The 18,458-nt window shown below is 71.0% G+C and carries 13 protein-coding genes; 12 read left to right on the top strand and 1 reads right to left on the bottom strand.

Annotation, left to right across the window (positions count from 1 at the left end; all coding sequences use genetic code 11):
• Positions 1-38: 38 nt before the first annotated feature.
• The 11 genes from AC1VM9_RS12205 (at position 39) to AC1VM9_RS12255 (ending at position 14,513) form a co-directional block, all read left to right on the top strand.
• Positions 39-1,637 (top strand): sugar ABC transporter ATP-binding protein, encoded by a 1,599-nt coding sequence (locus tag AC1VM9_RS12205; protein WP_481341413.1) that lies wholly within the window; start codon positions 39-41, stop codon positions 1,635-1,637.
• Positions 1,634-2,812, top strand: coding sequence for an ABC transporter permease (locus tag AC1VM9_RS12210; RefSeq protein WP_481341414.1), 1,179 nt, complete (start codon positions 1,634-1,636; stop codon positions 2,810-2,812). The genes AC1VM9_RS12205 and AC1VM9_RS12210 overlap by 4 nt, the downstream gene beginning before the upstream one ends.
• Positions 2,809-3,813, top strand: coding sequence for a galactofuranose ABC transporter, permease protein YjfF (gene yjfF, locus AC1VM9_RS12215; RefSeq protein WP_483122849.1), 1,005 nt, complete (start codon positions 2,809-2,811; stop codon positions 3,811-3,813). Before AC1VM9_RS12210 ends, yjfF begins: the two co-directional genes overlap by 4 nt.
• Positions 3,810-4,850: a LacI family DNA-binding transcriptional regulator gene (locus AC1VM9_RS12220; RefSeq protein WP_483122850.1), complete on the top strand. Its 1,041-nt coding sequence runs from the start codon at positions 3,810-3,812 to the stop codon at positions 4,848-4,850. Before yjfF ends, AC1VM9_RS12220 begins: the two co-directional genes overlap by 4 nt.
• Positions 4,847-6,601, top strand: a complete 1,755-nt coding sequence (gene araB / locus AC1VM9_RS12225; protein ID WP_483122851.1) for a ribulokinase — start codon at positions 4,847-4,849, stop codon at positions 6,599-6,601. The genes AC1VM9_RS12220 and araB overlap by 4 nt, the downstream gene beginning before the upstream one ends.
• A gap of 14 nt (positions 6,602-6,615) precedes the next feature.
• Positions 6,616-7,275, top strand: a complete 660-nt coding sequence (locus AC1VM9_RS12230) for an L-ribulose-5-phosphate 4-epimerase (RefSeq protein WP_483122853.1) — start codon at positions 6,616-6,618, stop codon at positions 7,273-7,275.
• Between the two features lie 68 nt (positions 7,276-7,343).
• On the top strand, positions 7,344-8,882 hold the full coding sequence (gene araA, locus AC1VM9_RS12235; RefSeq protein ID WP_481346610.1) for an L-arabinose isomerase: 1,539 nt from the start codon (positions 7,344-7,346) through the stop codon (positions 8,880-8,882).
• Between the two features lie 281 nt (positions 8,883-9,163).
• Positions 9,164-10,129, top strand: a complete 966-nt coding sequence (gene chvE, locus AC1VM9_RS12240) for a multiple monosaccharide ABC transporter substrate-binding protein (RefSeq protein ID WP_481341420.1) — start codon at positions 9,164-9,166, stop codon at positions 10,127-10,129.
• 86 nt (positions 10,130-10,215) lie between these two features.
• Positions 10,216-11,751 carry a multiple monosaccharide ABC transporter ATP-binding protein gene (gene mmsA, locus AC1VM9_RS12245; protein WP_483124007.1) on the top strand — a complete coding sequence of 512 codons (1,536 nt, stop codon included), beginning with the start codon at positions 10,216-10,218 and terminating at the stop codon, positions 11,749-11,751.
• Position 11,752: 1 nt separating this feature from the next.
• On the top strand, positions 11,753-13,258 hold the full coding sequence (gene mmsB / locus AC1VM9_RS12250) for a multiple monosaccharide ABC transporter permease (protein ID WP_483122854.1): 1,506 nt from the start codon (positions 11,753-11,755) through the stop codon (positions 13,256-13,258).
• 4 nt (positions 13,259-13,262) lie between these two features.
• Positions 13,263-14,513, top strand: coding sequence for a D-arabinono-1,4-lactone oxidase (locus tag AC1VM9_RS12255; RefSeq protein ID WP_483122856.1), 1,251 nt, complete (start codon positions 13,263-13,265; stop codon positions 14,511-14,513).
• 34 nt (positions 14,514-14,547) lie between these two features.
• Here the strand turns inward: AC1VM9_RS12255 and AC1VM9_RS12260 are convergent, their stop codons facing one another.
• The gene (locus AC1VM9_RS12260) at positions 14,548-15,093 is read right to left on the bottom strand and encodes a MarR family winged helix-turn-helix transcriptional regulator (protein ID WP_481341423.1); all 546 of its coding nucleotides are present in this window, start codon (positions 15,091-15,093) and stop codon (positions 14,548-14,550) included.
• 88 nt (positions 15,094-15,181) lie between these two features.
• Between AC1VM9_RS12260 and icmF the strand changes: the two genes are divergently transcribed.
• Complete coding sequence (gene icmF / locus AC1VM9_RS12265; protein WP_483122857.1) at positions 15,182-18,445, top strand: fused isobutyryl-CoA mutase/GTPase IcmF; 3,264 nt, start codon at positions 15,182-15,184, stop codon at positions 18,443-18,445.
• Positions 18,446-18,458 lie beyond the last annotated feature (13 nt).

Genomic DNA, 18,458 nt, shown 5'->3' on the forward strand with positions numbered 1-18,458 from the left:
ACCACCACCCACCCGCATCCGGAACCGAAGGACACGCCATGACGGTCACGCCGAGCACGCGGCCACCGGACGAAGCCCGCCCCGTCGTCGCGATGAGCGGCATCACGATGGAGTTCCCCGGCGTCGTCGCCCTCCAGGACGTCGACTTCCGCCTCCTGCCGGGCGAGGTCCACGCGCTCATGGGCGAGAACGGCGCCGGCAAGTCCACGCTCATCAAGGTGCTGACCGGCGTGTACTCCGCGACCAGGGGCACGACCGAGCTCGACGGGTCGGGCGTGCGCTTCTCGGGACCGGGCGAGGCCCAGGCGGCCGGTGTGGCCACGGTCTACCAGGAGGTCAACCTCTGCGCGAACCTCACCGTCGCCGAGAACATCCTGCTCGGCCGCGAGCCGCATCGGTTCGGTGCCATCGACATGGGCGCGACGCGGGCCCGGGCCGCCGAGCTGCTGGCCCAGATGGGCCTGCGCATCGACCCCGGTTCGGTCCTCGCCGAGCACCCCATCGCGGTGCAGCAGCTCGTCGCCATCGCCCGCGCCGTCGCCGTCGACGCGCGGGTGCTCATCCTCGACGAGCCCACCTCGAGCCTGGACCAGGACGAGGTAGCCGAGCTGTTCCGGATCATGCGCCACCTCCGCGACCAGGGCGTCGCCATCCTCTTCGTCTCGCACTTCCTCGAGCAGGTCTACGAGATCGCCGACCGGATGACGGTCCTGCGCAACGGCCGCCTCGTCGGCGAGTACCTGACCCGCGACCTGAGCCGGATCCAGCTCGTGTCGGCGATGATCGGCCGCGAGCTCGGCGTCCTGGAGGAGGTCGAGCGGCTCGCCGAGGACGCCGGCTCGGGGGCGTCCGACGCGCCGCCTGTCCTCGAGGCCACGGGCCTGGGTCGACGCGGCTCGATCGCCCCGTTCGACCTGACCATCCGCGCCGGCGAGGTCGTCGGGCTCGCCGGCCTGCTCGGCAGCGGCCGCACCGAGCTGGCGCGCCTGCTCTTCGGCGCCGACCGCGCCGACTCCGGGTCCCTGCGGGTCGGCGGCAAGGGGATCTCGCTGCGCACCCCGCGCGCCGCCATCGCCTCCGGCATCGCCTTCTGCAGCGAGGACCGCAAGGGCGAGGGCATCCTCGCCGACCTGTCCATCCGCGACAACCTCGTCCTCGCGATGCAGGCCGCGCGCGGCTGGGCCCGGCCCATCCCTCGCCGGACCAAGGACGAGCTCGTCGCCCGCTGGATCGAGACGCTCGACATCCGTCCCGCCGACCCCGACGCCATCGTCGGGCGCCTGTCGGGCGGCAACCAGCAGAAGGTCCTTCTCGCGCGCTGGCTCGTGACCCGACCCCGGCTGCTCATCCTCGACGAGCCGACCCGAGGCATCGACATCGGTGCCAAGGCGCAGATCCAGAAGCTCGTCGCCCAGCTCGCGGCCGACGGCATGGCCGTCGTCTACATCTCCGCCGAGCTCGAGGAGGTGGCGCGCCTCTCGCACCGCGTCGTCGTCCTCAAGGACCGCACGAAGGTGGCCGAGCTCGACGCATCGGCGACCGTCGACGACATCCTGCGGCTCATCGCCGAGGCCGGCCCCGCCACCGGGACCGGCTCCGGCGACGGGGTCGCCCTGACCGAGCAGGTGGCCTCATGACGACGACCCCCGCCGCCGGCGGCGCCAGGCGCGGGGGAGCGGCCCAGCGCCTCCGCGGGAGCCGGCTCCTCTGGCCCCTCGTCGCGCTCGTGGCCCTCCTCGCGGCCAACGCCGTCAGCAACCCCGAGTTCCTCGCCGTGCGCCTGCAGGACGGCCACCTCTACGGCAGCCTCGTCGACATCCTCAAGAACGGTGCGCCGACCCTGCTCATCGCCCTCGGCATGACGCTCGTCATCGCGACCCGCGGCATCGACCTGTCGGTCGGCGCGGTCGCCGCCATCGCCGCCGCCGTCGCGTGCACGACGATCGTCGGCTCGTCCGACCCGACGGGCGCGGGAGCGGCGGTCCGGGGGGTCCTCCTCGCGCTCGCGCTGTGCGTCGTGCTCGGGCTGTGGAACGGCCTGCTCGTCTCCGCCCTCGGCATCCAGCCGATCATCGCGACGCTCGTGCTCATGACGGCCGGACGAGGCATCGCGATGCTCGTCACCGACGGCCAGATCATCACGGTCCGCAACGACCCCTTCGGCGAGATCGGGGCCGGCTTCCTCGTGCTGCCGATCGCCATCCTCGTGGCGCTCGCGGTCCTCGTCGGCGTCGCGCTCGTCACGCGTCGCACCGCCCTCGGGCTGCTCATCGAGTCCGTCGGCATCAACCCCGAGGCGAGCCGCCTGGCGGGCATCCGCTCGCGCACCATCATCTGGACCGTCTACGTCTTCGCGGCCCTGTGCGCCGGGGTCGCCGGCCTGATGATCAGCTCGAACGTCAGCGCCGCCGACGCCAACAGCGCCGGCCTGTGGATCGAGATGGACGCCATCCTCGCCGTCGTCATCGGCGGCACCTCGCTCGCCGGCGGCCGCTACTCGCTGGCAGGGACGCTCGTCGGTGCGCTCATCATCCAGACGCTGACGACGACCGTGTACTCGATGGGCATCGCCCCCGAGGTGACGCTCGTGTTCAAGGCGGTCGTCGTGCTCGCCGTCTGCCTCCTGCAGGCGCCCCGCATCCGCGAGCGGTTCCGGCGCAGCCGGCGTCCGTCCACCACGGGCACGGCGGGGACCACGACGTCGGACTCCCTCGCCGGTCAGACGTCCTCGGCTCCCGGCGCCCAGCCAGCCCCCTCCGTGGAGCGCCCCGACCCCACACCCGTCACCCAGCAGAAGGTGGCCCAGCCATGACGACCACCACGCCCACGCGCCGCACCGTCCCCGGTCCGTCGCGCGTGCCCAGGGTGCCGGGCCGGGTGCTCCCCGTCGTCGCGACCTTCGTCCTGTTCGTGCTGCTCTTCGGCGCCGGCTCGGTGCGCTACGAGGGCTTCACGTCGGGCCAGGTGTTCGCGAACCTCTTCATCGACAACGCGTTCCTCATCGTCCTGGCCGTCGGCATGACGTTCGTCATCCTCACGGGCGGCATCGACCTGTCGGTCGGGGCGGTCGTGGCCCTGTCGACGATGGTCGCGGCCGCGACCCTGCGCGCCGGTCTGCCGGCGCCCGTCGTCATCCTCCTCGTGCTCGGCATCGGCACCGGCCTCGGCGTCGTCATGGGCCTCGTCATCCACCACTTCGAGATCCAGCCGTTCATCGTCACGCTCGCCGGCATGTTCCTCGCCCGCGGCATGTGCTTCGTCATCGGCGTCGAGTCGATCTCCATCAAGGACCCGTTCTTCCGCGCCCTCGCCACCGGCACCATCGAGCTCGGTGGCGGCGTCGTCATCACGTGGAGCGTCGTCATCGCCCTCGTCATCGTCGCCGTGGCCGCCTGGGTGCTGCACCGCACCCGCTTCGGCCGCACCGTGTACGCGGTGGGCGGCAGCGAGTCCTCGGCTGCCCTCATGGGCCTGCCCGTCGGACGCGTCAAGGTGGCGGTGTACGGGATCAGCGGGCTCTGCGCGTCGATCGCCGGGCTCCTCTTCAGCGTCTACATGCTCTCCGGCTACGGCCTGCACGCCGTGGGCATGGAGCTCGACGCCATCGCCTCGGTCGTCATCGGCGGCACCTTGCTCTCCGGTGGCGTCGGGCTCGTCCTGGGGTCCCTTCTCGGGGTCCTCGTCCTGGGTGTCATCCAGACACTGATCTCGTTCCAAGGCACGCTGAGCTCATGGTGGACCAAGATCGCGATCGGAACCCTGCTCCTGCTGTTCATCGTCATGCAGCGCCTCTTCACGAGGAGGGCGACATGACCGACACCGCGGCCCGGGCACCGGTCATGCAGGACGTCGCGCGGCTCGCCGGCGTCTCGCACCAGACGGTCTCGCGCGTCATCAACGGCGCCACGAGCATCCGGCCCGAGACCCGCGAGCGCGTCCTGCAGGCGATCGAGCAGCTCGGGTACCGGCCCAACACGGCCGCCCGCGCGCTCGTCAGCGGCCGGTCCGGGACGATCGGCATCATCGCCACCGCCTCGACGCTGTTCGGCCCGACGAGCGTGCACCGCACCGTCAACACCGCGGCGCGCAAGGCCGGGTTCTTCGCCTCCTCGGTCTCGCTGTCCGAGATGACCCGTGAGGGCTTCGACGCCGCGGTCGACCACCTCGACCGGCTCGCCGTCGAGGGCATCGTCGTCATCGCCGGGCACGACGAGGCGCTCGAGGTGGCCCGGTCCCGCAGCGCGCGGCTGCCCTTCGTCATCGTCGAGGGCGACCTCACCCGGGCCAGGCGTACCGTCGGCGTCGACAACGTGGCCGGTGCCCGGATGGTCACCCGGCACCTCGTCGACCTCGGCCACGTCGAGATCGCCCACGTCACCGGCCCGCTCGACTGGGCGGAGGCCCGGGCGCGGGCCGAGGGCTGGCGCGCGGAGATGGTCGCTGCCGGCCACCGTCCGATGGAGCCGGTCGCGGGAGACTGGTCCGCCGAGAGCGGCTACCACGCGGGTCTGGAGCTGGCCGAGAACCCCGACGTGACAGCGGTCTTCGCCGCCAACGACCAGATGGCCATCGGTGTCCTGCGGGCCCTGCACGAGGCGGGCCGGTCGGTGCCGCACGACGTCAGCGTCGTCGGCTTCGACGACGTGCCGGAGGCCGCGTACCTCATCCCACCGCTGACCACCGTCCGCCAGGACTTCACGGCCATCGGCCACGAGGCGATCTCGATGCTCACCGCCGTCATCGCCGGCGAGACCGACCAGGTCCCCAGCCTCATCGACCCCGAGCTCGTCGTCCGGGCGAGCACCGCGCCGTCCCGCCAGTCCCGCAGCCCCAGGAGCACAGACACATGACCACCCCCGCCCCGCCCGCCGACCGCCGGTGGTACGTCGTCGGCGTCGACTTCGGCACCCTGTCGGGCCGAGCGCTCGTCGTCCGCGTCGACGACGGCGCCGAGCTCGCCTCGGCCGTCCACGAGTACGGCCACGGGGTCGTGACGGACCGGCTGCCGGTCGGTGACGCGCCCCTTCCGCCCGAGTGGGCGCTGCAGGTGCCCGACGACTACCGTGACGTGCTCCGCCACGCCGTTCCCGCGGCGGTCGCGGCGGCCGGGATCGACCCGACCGACGTGGTGGGCATCGCCACCGACTTCACCGCGTGCACGGTGCTGCCGACGACGGCGGACGGCACACCGCTGTCCGAGCTGGCGCAGTGGGCCGACCGCCCGCACGCGTACACGAAGCTGTGGAAGCACCATGCAGCACAGGCCCAGGCCGACCGCATCAACAGCCTCGCGGAGGAGCGCGGAGAGGCCTGGCTGTCCCGCTACGGCGGCCTCATCAGCTCCGAGTGGGAGTTCGCCAAGGCGCTGCAGGTCCTCGAGGAGGACCCCGAGGTCTACGCCGCGACCGACCGCTGGGTCGAGGCCGCGGACTGGATCGTGTGGCAGCTGGCCGGCACCTACGTCCGCAACGCCTGCACGGCCGGCTACAAGGGCATCCGCCAGGACGGCAGCTACCCGTCGGAGGACTTCTGCGCGGCCCTCAACCCCGACTTCCGCACCTTCGTCGCGGACAAGCTCGACCAGCCGATCGGCGAGCTCGGTTCCCGCGCAGGCGGGCTCACCGCCCAGGCTGCGGCGTGGACCGGCCTGCCCGAGGGCATCGCCGTGGCGGTCGGCAACGTCGACGCCCACGTGAGCGCCCCGGCGGCCCGGGCCACCGCGCCGGGGCAGATGGTCGCCATCATGGGCACCTCGACGTGCCACGTGATGAGCAGCGACGTCCTCAGGGACGTGCCCGGCATGTGCGGTGTCGTCGACGGCGGCATCATCGAGGGCCTCTACGGCTACGAGGCCGGGCAGTCCGGCGTCGGCGACATCTTCGGCTGGTTCACGCGCACCAGCGTCCCGGCCGAGTACGTCTCCGCCGCAGCGGAGTCCGGTGAGTCGGTGCACGAGTACCTGACCAGGCTGGCGGCACGTCAGGCGGTCGGCGAGCACGGGCTGATCGCTCTCGACTGGCACAGCGGCAACCGCTCCGTCCTCGTCGACCACGAGCTGTCCGGGCTCCTCGTCGGCCAGACCCTCGCGACCCGGCCCGAGGACGTCTACCGGGCGCTCATCGAGGCCACCGCCTTTGGCACGCGGGTCATCCTCGAGGCCTTCCGCGACAGCGGCGTCCCGGTGTCCGAGCTCGTCATCGCCGGCGGGCTGGCGAAGAACCCGCTCCTCATGCAGGTGTACGCCGACGTCACGCGGCTGCCGCTGTCGGTCATCGGCTCGGAGCAGGGGCCGGCACTGGGCTCGGCGATCCACGCGGCCGTCGCCGCGGGCGTCCACCCGGACGTCGCCGCGGCGGCCGAGGCGATGGGCAAGGTGCGCCGCTCCGTCTACGTGCCCGACGACACGGCCGCCGACGCGTACGACGCGCTCTTCGCCGAGTACGTGGCGCTGCACGACCACTTCGGCCGCGGCGGCAACGACGTCATGAAGCGCCTCAAGGCCTTGCGGCGCACCGCGATCGCCGCGCGCGCGGGCGCACCGGCCGGCGCCGCGCCCGCCGCCTCAGCCCAGGAGGCCAGCGCAGGAGGTGAGGCTGCGTGAGCGTGGCCACGGATGTGAACGCAACCATCGCGTCGCTCCGTCGCGAGGTGTGTGCCCTGCACGCCGAGCTGACGCGCTACCAGCTCGTCATCTGGACCGCCGGCAACGTCTCCGCCCGGGTCCCCGGGCGCGACCTCATGGTCATCAAGCCGAGCGGTGTCTCCTACGACGACCTCACGCCGGAGAACATGGTCGTCTGCGACCTGCACGGCCGTGTCGTCGACGGCGACCTCGCCCCGTCCAGCGACACCGACGCTCAGGCCTACGTCTACCGCGAGATGCCACACGTCGGCGGCGTCGTGCACACGCACTCGACGTACGCGACGGCCTGGGCCTCACGGGGCGAGTCGATCCCGTGCGCGCTGACGATGATGGCCGACGAGTTCGGCGGCGAGATCCCGGTGGGCCCGTTCGCCCTCATCGGGGACGACTCGATCGGGCGGGGCATCGTCGAGACCCTGACGAGCAGCCGGTCGGCGGCGGTGCTCATGCGCAACCACGGTGTCTTCACCATCGGCAAGGACGCCCGCTCGGCCGTCAAGGCGGCCGTGATGTGCGAGGACGTCGCGCGCACCGTCCACATCGCCCGCCAGCTCGGCACCCCGATCGCCATCGACCAGGCCGACGTCGACTCCCTGTACGACCGCTACCAGAACGTCTACGGCCAGCGCTGACCGGCGCCCGGGGTGCGCCCCGGTGCACGCCCGTCGCACCACGACGGATCCCACGAAGGAGACCCACCATGACCGCCACCACCACTCCCGCCGCGTCGGCCGGCTCCGCCGCCCCTGCGCGCGAGGTCTGGTTCCTCACCGGCAGCCAGCACCTCTACGGCGAGGAGACCTTGCGACAGGTGGCCGAGCAGTCGCAGGCGATCGCGAAGGAGATCGACGCCGGCGGGGTGCTGCCGGCGCGGGTCGTGTGGAAGCCGATCCTGGCCGACTCGGCCGCGATCCACACCGCGGTGCTCGAGGCCAACGCGGCGCCGGGCTGCATCGGGGTGATCACCTGGATGCACACGTTCTCGCCGGCGAAGATGTGGATCACCGGCCTGGACGCGCTGCGCAAGCCGATGCTGCACCTGCACACGCAGGCGGGGGCGGAGCTGCCGTGGTCGAGCATCGACATGGACTTCATGAACCTCAACCAGGCCGCGCACGGTGACCGCGAGTTCGGCTTCGTCGGGGCCCGGCTCGGGGTGGCCCGCAAGGTCGTCGCCGGCCACGTCAGCAACCCGGCCGTCCTGGAGCGGATCGGCGCGTGGGGTCGGGCGGCGGCCGGCGTGGCCGAGCTGCGTTCGATGCGGCTGGCCCGGTTCGGCGACAACATGCGCGACGTGGCGGTGACCGAGGGTGACAAGGTCGAGGCGCAGCTGCGGTTCGGCGTCTCGGTCAACACCTACGGCGTCAACGACCTCGTGCAGGTCGTCGACGCGGTGGCCGACGCCGAGGTCGACGCGCTCGTCGCGGAGTACGAGCAGACGTACGCCGTCGTGCCCGAGCTGCGGCGGGGCGGGGCGCGGCACGAGTCGCTGCGCTACGGCGCGCGGATCGAGGCGGGTCTGCGCGCGTTCCTGACCGACGGCGGGTTCACCGCGTTCACGACGAACTTCGAGGACCTCGGCGGTCTGCGCCAGCTGCCCGGTCTGGCGGTGCAGCGGCTCATGGCCGACGGGTACGGGTTCGGTGGCGAGGGCGACTGGAAGACCTCGGTGCTGCTGCGCACGACGAAGGCCATGGCGCAGGGACTGCCGGGCGGCACGTCCTTCATGGAGGACTACACGTACCACCTGGTCCCCGGCGAGGAGAAGATCCTCGGGGCGCACATGCTGGAGGTGTGCCCGAGCATCGCGGGCCGGCAGCCGAGCCTGGAGATCCACCCGTTGGGCATCGGTGGTCGGGAGGACCCGGTGCGCCTGAAGTTCACGGCCGCCCCCGGTGCCGGTGTCGTCGTGGGCATGAGTGACCTCGGCGGCCGGTTCCGCCTCACCCTCAACGAGATCGACGTCGTCGAGCCGGACGAGGACCTGCCGCGGCTGCCGGTGGCGTGCGCGGTGTGGGAGCCGCGCCCGAACCTGTCGACGTCGGCCGAGTCGTGGTTGCTGGCGGGCGCGCCGCACCACACCGTCCTGTCGACCGCCGTCGGCACCGAGGAGTTCCGCGACCTCGCCGAGATGGTCTCGACCGAGCTCGTCGTCATCGACGCCGACACGACCCCCGAGAGCCTGCGCCAGCAGCTGCGCTGGAGCGCGGCCTACCACCGCCTCGCCGCCCGGCTCTGACGACACCCAGACCCCTGGTGGTGGGGAGCGCAGCGTCCTCGCCGCCACCAGGTCACCGCACCTGCGCCGAACGGCAGTTCCGAGCAGTGCACCGACAGCATGACCCAGCCGGCCGGCCAGTGCCGGCTGACACCCGAAGAATGGAGCACACAGTGATTCGCAGGACTGTTGCGGCGATCGCCGTTGGTGCCGTGGCCGTGAGCCTCAGCGCCTGTGGTCGGCAGACCGAGTCGGCGGGGGCCGGCGCCGCCCCCGCGGGGAAGGGGACGATCGGCGTCGCGATGCCGACCAAGACCTCCGAGCGGTGGATCAAGGACGGCGACTACATCAAGCAGCAGCTCGAGGCCGCGGGGTACAAGGTCAACCTCCAGTACGCCAACGACGACATCCCGACCCAGGTCAGCCAGGTCAACGACATGGTGACCAAGAACAACAAGATCCTCGTCGTGGCCTCGATCGACGGCACCGCCCTCAAGGGTGCGCTCCAGGAGGCCAAGGACGCCGGCATCCCCGTCATCGCCTACGACCGGCTCCTGCGCGACACGAACGCGGTCGACTACTACACGACCTTCGACAACCTCAAGGTCGGCAAGCTGCAGGCCGAGTCGCTCCTCAAGGGCCTCGAGGCGAGCGGCGCCCCGAAGCCGTGGAACGTCGAGCTGTTCGCCGGGTCGCCCGACGACAACAACGCCACCTTCTTCTTCAACGGCGCCATGGAGGTCCTCAAGCCGAAGATCAACTCCGGCGACATCGTCATCGGCTCGGGGGAGACCGACTTCAAGACCGTCGCGACCCTGCGCTGGGACGCCGCCGTCGCGAAGAAGCGGATGGAGAACCTGCTGACCAAGGCGTACTCGACGAAGGACGTCAACGGCGTGCTCTCGCCCTACGACGGCCTGTCGCGCGGCATCATCGCCGCGCTCAAGGGCAGTGGGTACGGCAGCGGGGGCAAGCAGCTCCCGGTCGTGACCGGACAGGACGCCGAGCTCGAGTCGGTCAAGTCGATCCTCGCCGGCGAGCAGTACTCGACGGTCTTCAAGAACACCCGCGACCTCGCGCAGGCCACGGTGAAGATGATCCAGGAGATCGACACGAAGAAGACGGTCACCGTCAACGACACGACGTCGTACAACAACGGCATCAAGAACGTCCCGACGATGCTGCTGCAGCCGGTCGCCGTCGACAAGAGCAACGCCACGGACGTGCTGATCAGCGCGAAGTACTACACCGCCGACCAGCTGAAGTAGCCGAGCCGTGGGCCCTTGGTGCGGCTGGCGGCGCACCCCGCCGCACCAGGGGCCCGGCTCGGGTCGAGAGAGAGACGCGAGTGACCATGAACACGACGATGCTGTCGATGCGCTCCATCACCAAGGAGTTCCCGGGGGTGAAGGCGCTGTCCGACGTCAACCTCGAGGTGCAGCGCGGCGAGATCCATTCCATCTGCGGCGAGAACGGCGCCGGCAAGTCCACCCTGATGAAGGTGCTCTCGGGGGTCTATCCCCACGGGACGTACACCGGCGAGATCCATTTCGACGGGCGGCTGTGCGAGTTCAAGGGAATCCGCGAGAGCGAAGCGGCGGGCATCGTCATCATCCACCAGGAGCTGGCGCTCGTCCCGGAGCTGTCGATCCTGGAGAACCTCTTCCTCGGCAACGAGCAGGCCTCCGCGGGGCGGATCAACTGGCTCGCCGCGCGGCAGCGCGCGCTCGAGCTCTTCGCACGGGTGGGACTGGACGAGGACCCCGACACGCAGATCAAGAACATCGGCATCGGCAAGCAGCAGCTCGTCGAGATCGCCAAGGCCCTGGCCAAGGACGTCAAGCTCCTCATCCTCGACGAGCCGACCTCGGCCCTCAACGACACGGACTCCCGCCACCTGCTCGACCTGCTCCTCGGCCTCAAGGCCAAGGGCATCACCTCGATCATGATCAGCCACAAGCTCGCCGAGATCGAGGAGGTGTCCGACTCGATCACCATCATCCGCGACGGGCGCACCATCGAGACCCTCGACGTGCGGCGCGGCGAGGTCAACGAGGACCGGATCATCCGCGGGATGGTGGGCCGTGACCTCGACCACCGGTTCCCCCCGCACGAACCGACGGTCGGCGAGCTGCTGCTCGAGATCCGTGACTGGACCGTGGCCCACCCGCAGGACTCGTCACGGCTCGTCGTCAAGGGCGCCAGCATGAGGATCCGCCGCGGCGAGATCGTCGGGCTCGCGGGCCTCATGGGCGCCGGTCGCACGGAGCTGGCCCGCAGCGTCTTCGGTGAGTCCTACGGGCACAAGATCAGCGGCGAGCTGGTCAAGGACGGGAAGGTGCTCCGCGCCAACACCGTCCGGCGCGCCATCGACGCCGGGCTGGCCTACGTCACCGAGGACCGGAAGAGCCTCGGGCTCAACCTGCTCGACTCCATCCGGGTCTCCATCACTGCGGCCGGCCTCCGGAACATCCGCGGCCGCGCCGGTGCCGTCGACCAGCGGCAGGAGGTGCTCGCGGCCGAGCGCTACCGCCGCGACATGAACATCAAGACGCCCTCCATCGAGACGGGGGTCGCCAAGCTCTCCGGGGGCAACCAGCAGAAGGTCGTCCTCGGCAAGTGGATGTTCACCGAGCCCGACCTGCTCATCCTCGACGAGCCGACGCGCGGCATCGACGTCGGCGCGAAGTACGAGATCTACGAGATCGTCAACCGTCTCGCCGACAGCGGACGCGGCGTCCTCGTCATCTCCTCGGAGCTGCCCGAGCTGCTCGGGCTCTGCGACCGCATCTACACCCTCAGTGCAGGGGTCATCACCGCGGAGGTTCCGCGGGAACAGGCAAACCAGGAAGTGCTCATGCGACACATGACCCAGCGAAAGGCCGACTGAGATGGCCATCGACACCGCACCCGCCCCGACCAGCGACGCCGCCCGCGCCGGCACGTCCCTCGTCCGCGACATCCGCAAGGCGCTCGGTGGCAACATCCGCCAGTACGGCATGATGATCGCCCTGCTGCTGCTCGTGGCGATGTTCCAGATCCTCACCGACGGGCTCTTCCTCGAGCCGCGCAACGTCACGTCGCTGCTCGTGCAGAACGGCTACGTCCTCATCCTCGCGATCGGCATGGTCATGGTGATCATCGCCGGCCACATCGACCTGTCGGTCGGCTCGGTGTGTGCCTTCGTCGGTGCGACCGTCGCACTGGCGATGGCGAAGTTCGACCTGCCGTGGCCGGCGGCCATCCTGCTGGGGCTGGCGCTCGGGATCCTCGTCGGCATCTGGCAGGGCTTCTGGGTCGCCTACGTCGGCATCCCGGCCTTCATCGTCACGCTGGCCGGCATGCTGCTGTTCCGCGGCCTCGACCTCATCATCCTCAACGCCGAGTCGATCCCGGTGCCCGAGAGCTTCCAGAAGATCGCCAACGGCTACCTCCCCGAGATGGGACCGGTGACCGGGTACCACAACCCGACGCTCGTGCTGACGCTCCTCGCGATCGCCGTCATCGTCTACCTCGACCTGCGCCGGCGCGCCGACCTGCGCAGCTACGGGATGCCGGTGCCCCGGATGGCCCTGACCGTCCTCAAGCTCACCGTCGTCTGCGGGCTCATGCTCGTGCTCGGCCTGCTGCTCGCCTCGTACAAGGGGGTCCCGGTCGTCGGCCTCATCCTCGGCGCCCTCGTCGTCATCTACACCTACGTCACCCAGCGAACCGTGCTCGGGCGGCAGATCTACGCGGTGGGCGGCAACGCCAACGCCGCCCGCCTCTCCGGTGTCGACACCCGGCGCATCGACCTGTTCGCCATGGTCAACATGGGCTTCCTCGCCGGCGTCGCCGGCATGGTGTTCACCGCCTACCTCAACGCGGCCAACCCCAAGGACGGCGTGGGCTTCGAGCTCGACGCGATCGCGGCCGTGTTCATCGGCGGAGCCGCCGTCGCCGGCGGCGTCGGCACCGTGACCGGGTCGATGATCGGTGGCCTCGTCATGGGCGTGCTCAACCTCGGGCTCGCCAACCTCAGCGTCGACTCCAACTACGTCCAGATCATCAAGGGTCTCGTCCTGCTCGGGGCCGTCGCGCTCGACGTCCTGTCCAAGAGCCAGGGGCGGCCCAGCTTCATCGGCATGATCATCGCCGGCCTGACACGCGGACGTGCCGCGCCCGCCGGCCCGGCCGACCCGACGCCGGTGCGGGCCGACGAGGCCACGACCCCGGGCGGGGTCGTCCACGTCGCCCGCACGCACCGCGACGACCTGCCCGAGGGGCTCGAGCGAGCAGCGGTCCCGACGGCGACGACAGGCGGGACGGCGGACTCGACGGCGGACTCGACGGCCGGCTCGACGGCCGGCTCGACGGCGGGCTCGACGGCGGGCTCCACCGCGGGTGCGCCAGAGTAGGGCGATGCAGACGGTGGAGACGAACTGGGCCGGCAACCACGCCTACCGGGCTCGCATCGAACGGCCCCGGTCGGTCGACGAGCTCCAGGAGGTCGTCGCGCGCGCCCCGCGCGTGCGCGCGCTCGGCTCCCGGCACTCATTCACCGACCTCACCGACATCACCGACACCGACGCCGGCGTGCTCGTCTCGCTCGTCGACCTGCCGACCACCGTGGAGGTCGACGAGCGGACCCGCACGGCCCGCGTGACCGGCCGAGCGGCCTACGGCGAGGTGGCGACCCGGCTGCACGCCGCCGGGTGGGCGCTGGGCAACCTCGCGTCGCTGCCGCACATCTCGGTCGCCGGTGCCGTCGCGACCGGGACGCACGGCTCCGGCGTCGAGAACGGTTCGCTCGCAACGGCGGTCGCGTCGTTGGACATCGTCGGGCCCGACGGGGAGCTGCGCACCACCAGCCGTGGGGACGCGGACTTCGAGGGCAGCGTCGTCGCGCTCGGCGCGCTCGGGGTCGTCACCGCCCTGACGCTCGACGTCGAGCCCACCTACGACGTGCGCCAGGACGTCTACACCGGCTTGACGTGGGAGGCCCTGGCGGCCGAGCTCGAGACGATCACGAGCAGCGCCTACAGCGTCAGCCTCTTCACCCGCTGGACCGACGCGGGGGTGGAGCAGGTCTGGCTCAAGAGCCGTGCCGACACGGCGCCCACCGAGCTCTTCGGTGCCCTGGCGGCCACGACGACGATGCACATGCTCGAGGGCGGGGTGACCGAGTCGGTGACCCAGCAGGGCGGTGTGCCCGGCCCGTGGCTGGACCGGCTGCCGCACTTCCGCATGGAGTTCACACCCAGCCGCGGGGAGGAGCTGCAGAGCGAGTACCTCCTGCCGCGCGAGCACGCACCGGCCGCCATCGAGCGGCTGCGCTCCCTGGGGCAGCGGATGGCGCCCGTGCTGCAGGTGTGCGAGCTGCGCACCGTCGCGGCCGACCAGCACTGGCTCAGCAGCGCGTTCGGCCACGACGTCCTCGGGGTGCACTTCACGTGGCTGCGCGACGTCGAGCGCGTGTATGCCCTCCTGCCTGCCATCGAGCAGGCGCTGCTTCCCCTCGGGGCCCGGCCGCACTGGGGCAAGTGCTTCGTCGCGCGGGCCGCCGAGCTCGCGCCCCTCTACCCCCGCCTCGCCGACTTCCGTGCCCTGCGCGACCGGGTCGACCCCGGGCGCACGTTCGGCAACGCCTTCCTCGACCGCGTCATCGGCTGACCTGCACCACGCGGCGTCCGTCAGGACGCGACCGTCAGAAGTCGCCCGAGGAGCGGCGCAGCCGGGTGAGGATGTCGAGCAGCGTGCGCACGTCGCGCTGGGAGAGGACCGGCTGCTCGAAGACCTCGGTGTTGAGCGCCTTGGTGGCCCGCTCGGCCAGCTCACGACCGGCAGGGGTGAGGGCCACGAGCATCGCCCGCCGGTCCTCGGGATGGGTGGAGCGCGTGACGAGGCCGGCGTCCTGCAGGCGGTCCACGGCATTCGTCACGCTCGTCGGGTGCACCTGCAGACGGGAGCCGATGACCTTCATCGGCAGCGAGCCGCGCTTGCTGAACCACAGCAGCATGAGCACCTCATAGCGGGCGAACGTCACGCCCAGCGGGCGCAGGGTGGCCTCGACGCGCGCGAGGACGATCTGGTGCGCGCGCATGAGGGAGGTGATCGCCGCCATCCCGTCGGCCGCCGTCTCCCAGCCCTGCTCGACCCACTGCTCGCGAGCGCGGGCGATCGGGTCGAAGCCGAGGCCCGACCCGGCGGCGAGTGCGCCCGTGACAGCGGTGCCGTTGGTCTCCGCGCTCATGGCGCCATCGTAGGACGAGGACGCGTTGACGTCCATTAGTAGGAAGTCCTAGTATTTTTGGGTCAGCGTCGCACCCCGGAGGCCAGTCGTGACCGCGCAGTCGTCCCAGCAGCACCAGCCCGCCCAGCCCGCCCTGCACCACCCGAGCCACCACGTCCGGATCGTCACGGCGAGCAGCCTCTTCGACGGGCACGACGCGTCGATCAACATCATGCGGCGGATCATGCAGAGCCAGGGGGCCGAGGTCATCCACCTCGGCCACAACCGCTCCGTCCAGGAGGTCGTCGACGCCGCGATCGAGGAGGACGCGCAGGGCGTCGCGGTCAGCTCCTACCAGGGCGGGCACGTCGAGTACTTCGAGTACCTCGTGCAGCTGCTGCGCGAGAACGGCGCCGGTCACGTCCGCGTCGTCGGCGGCGGCGGCGGCGTCATCGTGCCGGAGGAGATCGCCCGGCTGCGCGAGTCCGGGGTCACGATCTTCAGTCCCGAGGACGGCCAGCGGCTCGGGCTCGTCGGCATGGTCAACGGCGTCGTCGCCGACTGCGACTTCGACCCGTGGGAGGTCGGCGTTCCCACCCTCGAGGCCGTCCTCGCCGGTGACCGTGCCGCGGTCGCGCGCGCCGTCACCGGCGCGCAGGAGGGCCAGCTGGACGACGCCCTGCTCGCCGGCGTCCGCGAGGCCGCCACCCGGCGGCACGTCCCCGTCCTCGGCATCACCGGCACTGGCGGCTCCGGCAAGTCCAGCCTCACCGACGAGCTCGTCCGCCGGCTGCGCCTCGACCAGCAGGACAAGCTGCGCGTCGCCGTCCTCGCCGTCGACCCCACGCGCAGCCGCGGAGGCGGCGCCCTCCTCGGCGACCGCATCCGGATGAGCTCGCTCGACGGCGACCGCGTCTTCTTCCGCAGCCTCGCCACGCGCGGCAAGAGCCAGGTGCCCGGGCGTCTCGACGACATCCTCGCCGTCGTCAAGGCCGCGGGCTTCGACCTCGTCGTCCTCGAGACCCCCGGCATCGGCCAGGGCGACGCCGCGATCGTCGAGCACTCCGACGTCTCGCTCTACGTCATGACGCCCGAGTTCGGTGCGAGCAGCCAGCTCGAGAAGATCGACATGCTCGACATGGCCGACGTCGTCGCCATCAACAAGTTCGAGCGCCGCGGCGCCGAGGACGCCCTGCGCGACGTCGGCCGCCAGATGGTCCGCAACCGCGAGGCGTTCGGCAAGAGCCCGGCCGACATGCCGGTGTACGGCACGAGCGCGGCCACCTTCAACGACGACGGCGTCACCGCGCTCTACCAGGAGCTGCGAACGCTCCTGTCCGACAAGGGGATGCCGGTCCAGGAGGGCATCCTGCCGCACGTCTCGACGAAGCAGTCCACGCGCATCTCCACCGTCGTGCCGGCCTCCCGCGTCCGCTACCTCGCCGAGATCAGCGAGACCGTCCGCCGCTACCACGCCGACACCGCGCGGTTCGCTGCCGCCGCGGCCCGGGTGCAGCGCCTCGACCTCGTCCGGGGCGAGCTCGTCGACGCCGGGTCCGACGCCTCGGGGGTCGACGCTCTGCTCGGGGCTGCGCGCACCGACGTGCCGCAAGCGGTCGCCGACGCGCTCACAGCCTGGCCCTCGGTCGTCGAGGCCTACTCGGGCGACGAACAGGTCGTCAAGGTGCGTGACCGCGAGATCGTCACCAAGCTGATGCGGGAGTCCTTGTCCGGCAACAAGATCCGGCGCGTGGTGCTGCCGCGCTACACCGACCACGGTGAGCTCGTGTCGTTCCTGCGTCGCGAGAACCTGCCCGGCTTCTTCCCCTTCACCGCGGGGGTGTTCCCGTTCAAGCGCGACAACGAGGACCCGGCCCGCATGTTCGCGGGCGAGGGCGACCCGTTCCGCACCAACCGGCGGTTCAAGCTGCTGTCGGAGGGTCAGCCGGCCACCCGCCTGTCCACGGCGTTCGACTCGGTGACCCTCTACGGCCGCGACCCCGACCCGCGTCCCGACGTCTACGGCAAGGTCGGCACGTCGGGCGTCTCCGTCGCCACCCTCGAGGACATGAAGGTGCTCTACAGCGGCTTCGACCTCGTCTCGCCGACGACGTCGGTGTCGATGACGATCAACGGTCCGGCGCCGACGATCCTCGCGTTCTTCCTCAACACCGCCATCGACCAGCAGGTCGACGCGTTCCGCGACCGCGAGGGCCGGGAGCCCTCCGACGACGAGCGCGAGCAGCTGGCCGCCTACGCCCTCGCCAACGTCCGCGGCACGGTGCAGGCCGACATCCTCAAGGAGGACCAGGGTCAGAACACCTGCATCTTCAGCACCGAGTTCTCCCTGCGGATGATGGCCGACATCCAGGAGTGGTTCATCGAGCACCAGGTGCGCAACTTCTACTCGGTGAGCATCTCCGGCTACCACATCGCCGAGGCGGGGGCCAACCCCATCAGCCAGCTCGCGTTCACCCTCGCCAACGGGTTCACCTACGTGGAGAGCTACCTCGCGCGTGGCATGGCGATCGACGACTTCGCCCCGAACCTGTCCTTCTTCTTCAGCAACGGCATGGACCCCGAGTACTCGGTGCTGGGCCGGGTCGCCCGACGCGTCTGGGCCGTGGCGATGAAGGAGAGGTACGGAGCGGGGGAGCGCAGCCAGAAGCTGAAGTACCACGTGCAGACGTCCGGCCGCAGCCTGCACGCGCAGGAGATGGACTTCAACGACATCCGGACGACGCTCCAGGCGCTCATCGCCATCTACGACAACGCCAACAGCCTGCACACCAACGCCTACGACGAGGCCGTCACGACGCCGTCGGAGGAGTCGGTCCGCCGGGCGCTCGCGATCCAGCTCATCATCAACCGCGAGTGGGGCCTGGCGATGAACGAGAACCCGCTCCAGGGCTCGTACGTCATCGACGAGCTGACCGACCTCGTGGAGGAGGCGGTGCTCAAGGAGTTCGACCGCATCACCGAGCGCGGTGGCGTCCTCGGGGCGATGGAGACCGGATACCAGCGCGGTCGCATCCAGGACGAGTCGATGCTCTACGAGCACCGCAAGCACGACGGCAGCCTGCCGATCATCGGCGTCAACACCTTCCGCAACCCGCACGAGGGCGAGGTGCCGCGCAAGGTGGTCCTCGCCCGCGGCACCGAGGAGGAGAAGCAGGGCCAGCTCGCGCGGGTCCGCGCGTTCCGGGCCGACCACGAGGAGGAGGCGCGCGTGGCCCTCGACGAGCTGCGCCGCGTCGCCATCGAGGGCGGCAACGTCTTCGACGTCCTGATGCGCGCGGCGCGGGTGTGCTCCCTGCAGCAGGTGACCGAGGCGTTCTTCGAGGTCGGCGGCCAGTACCGCCGCAACGTCTGACCCCAGCGGAGGC

This window comes from Monashia sp. HAY1-11D, assembly GCF_056868035.1.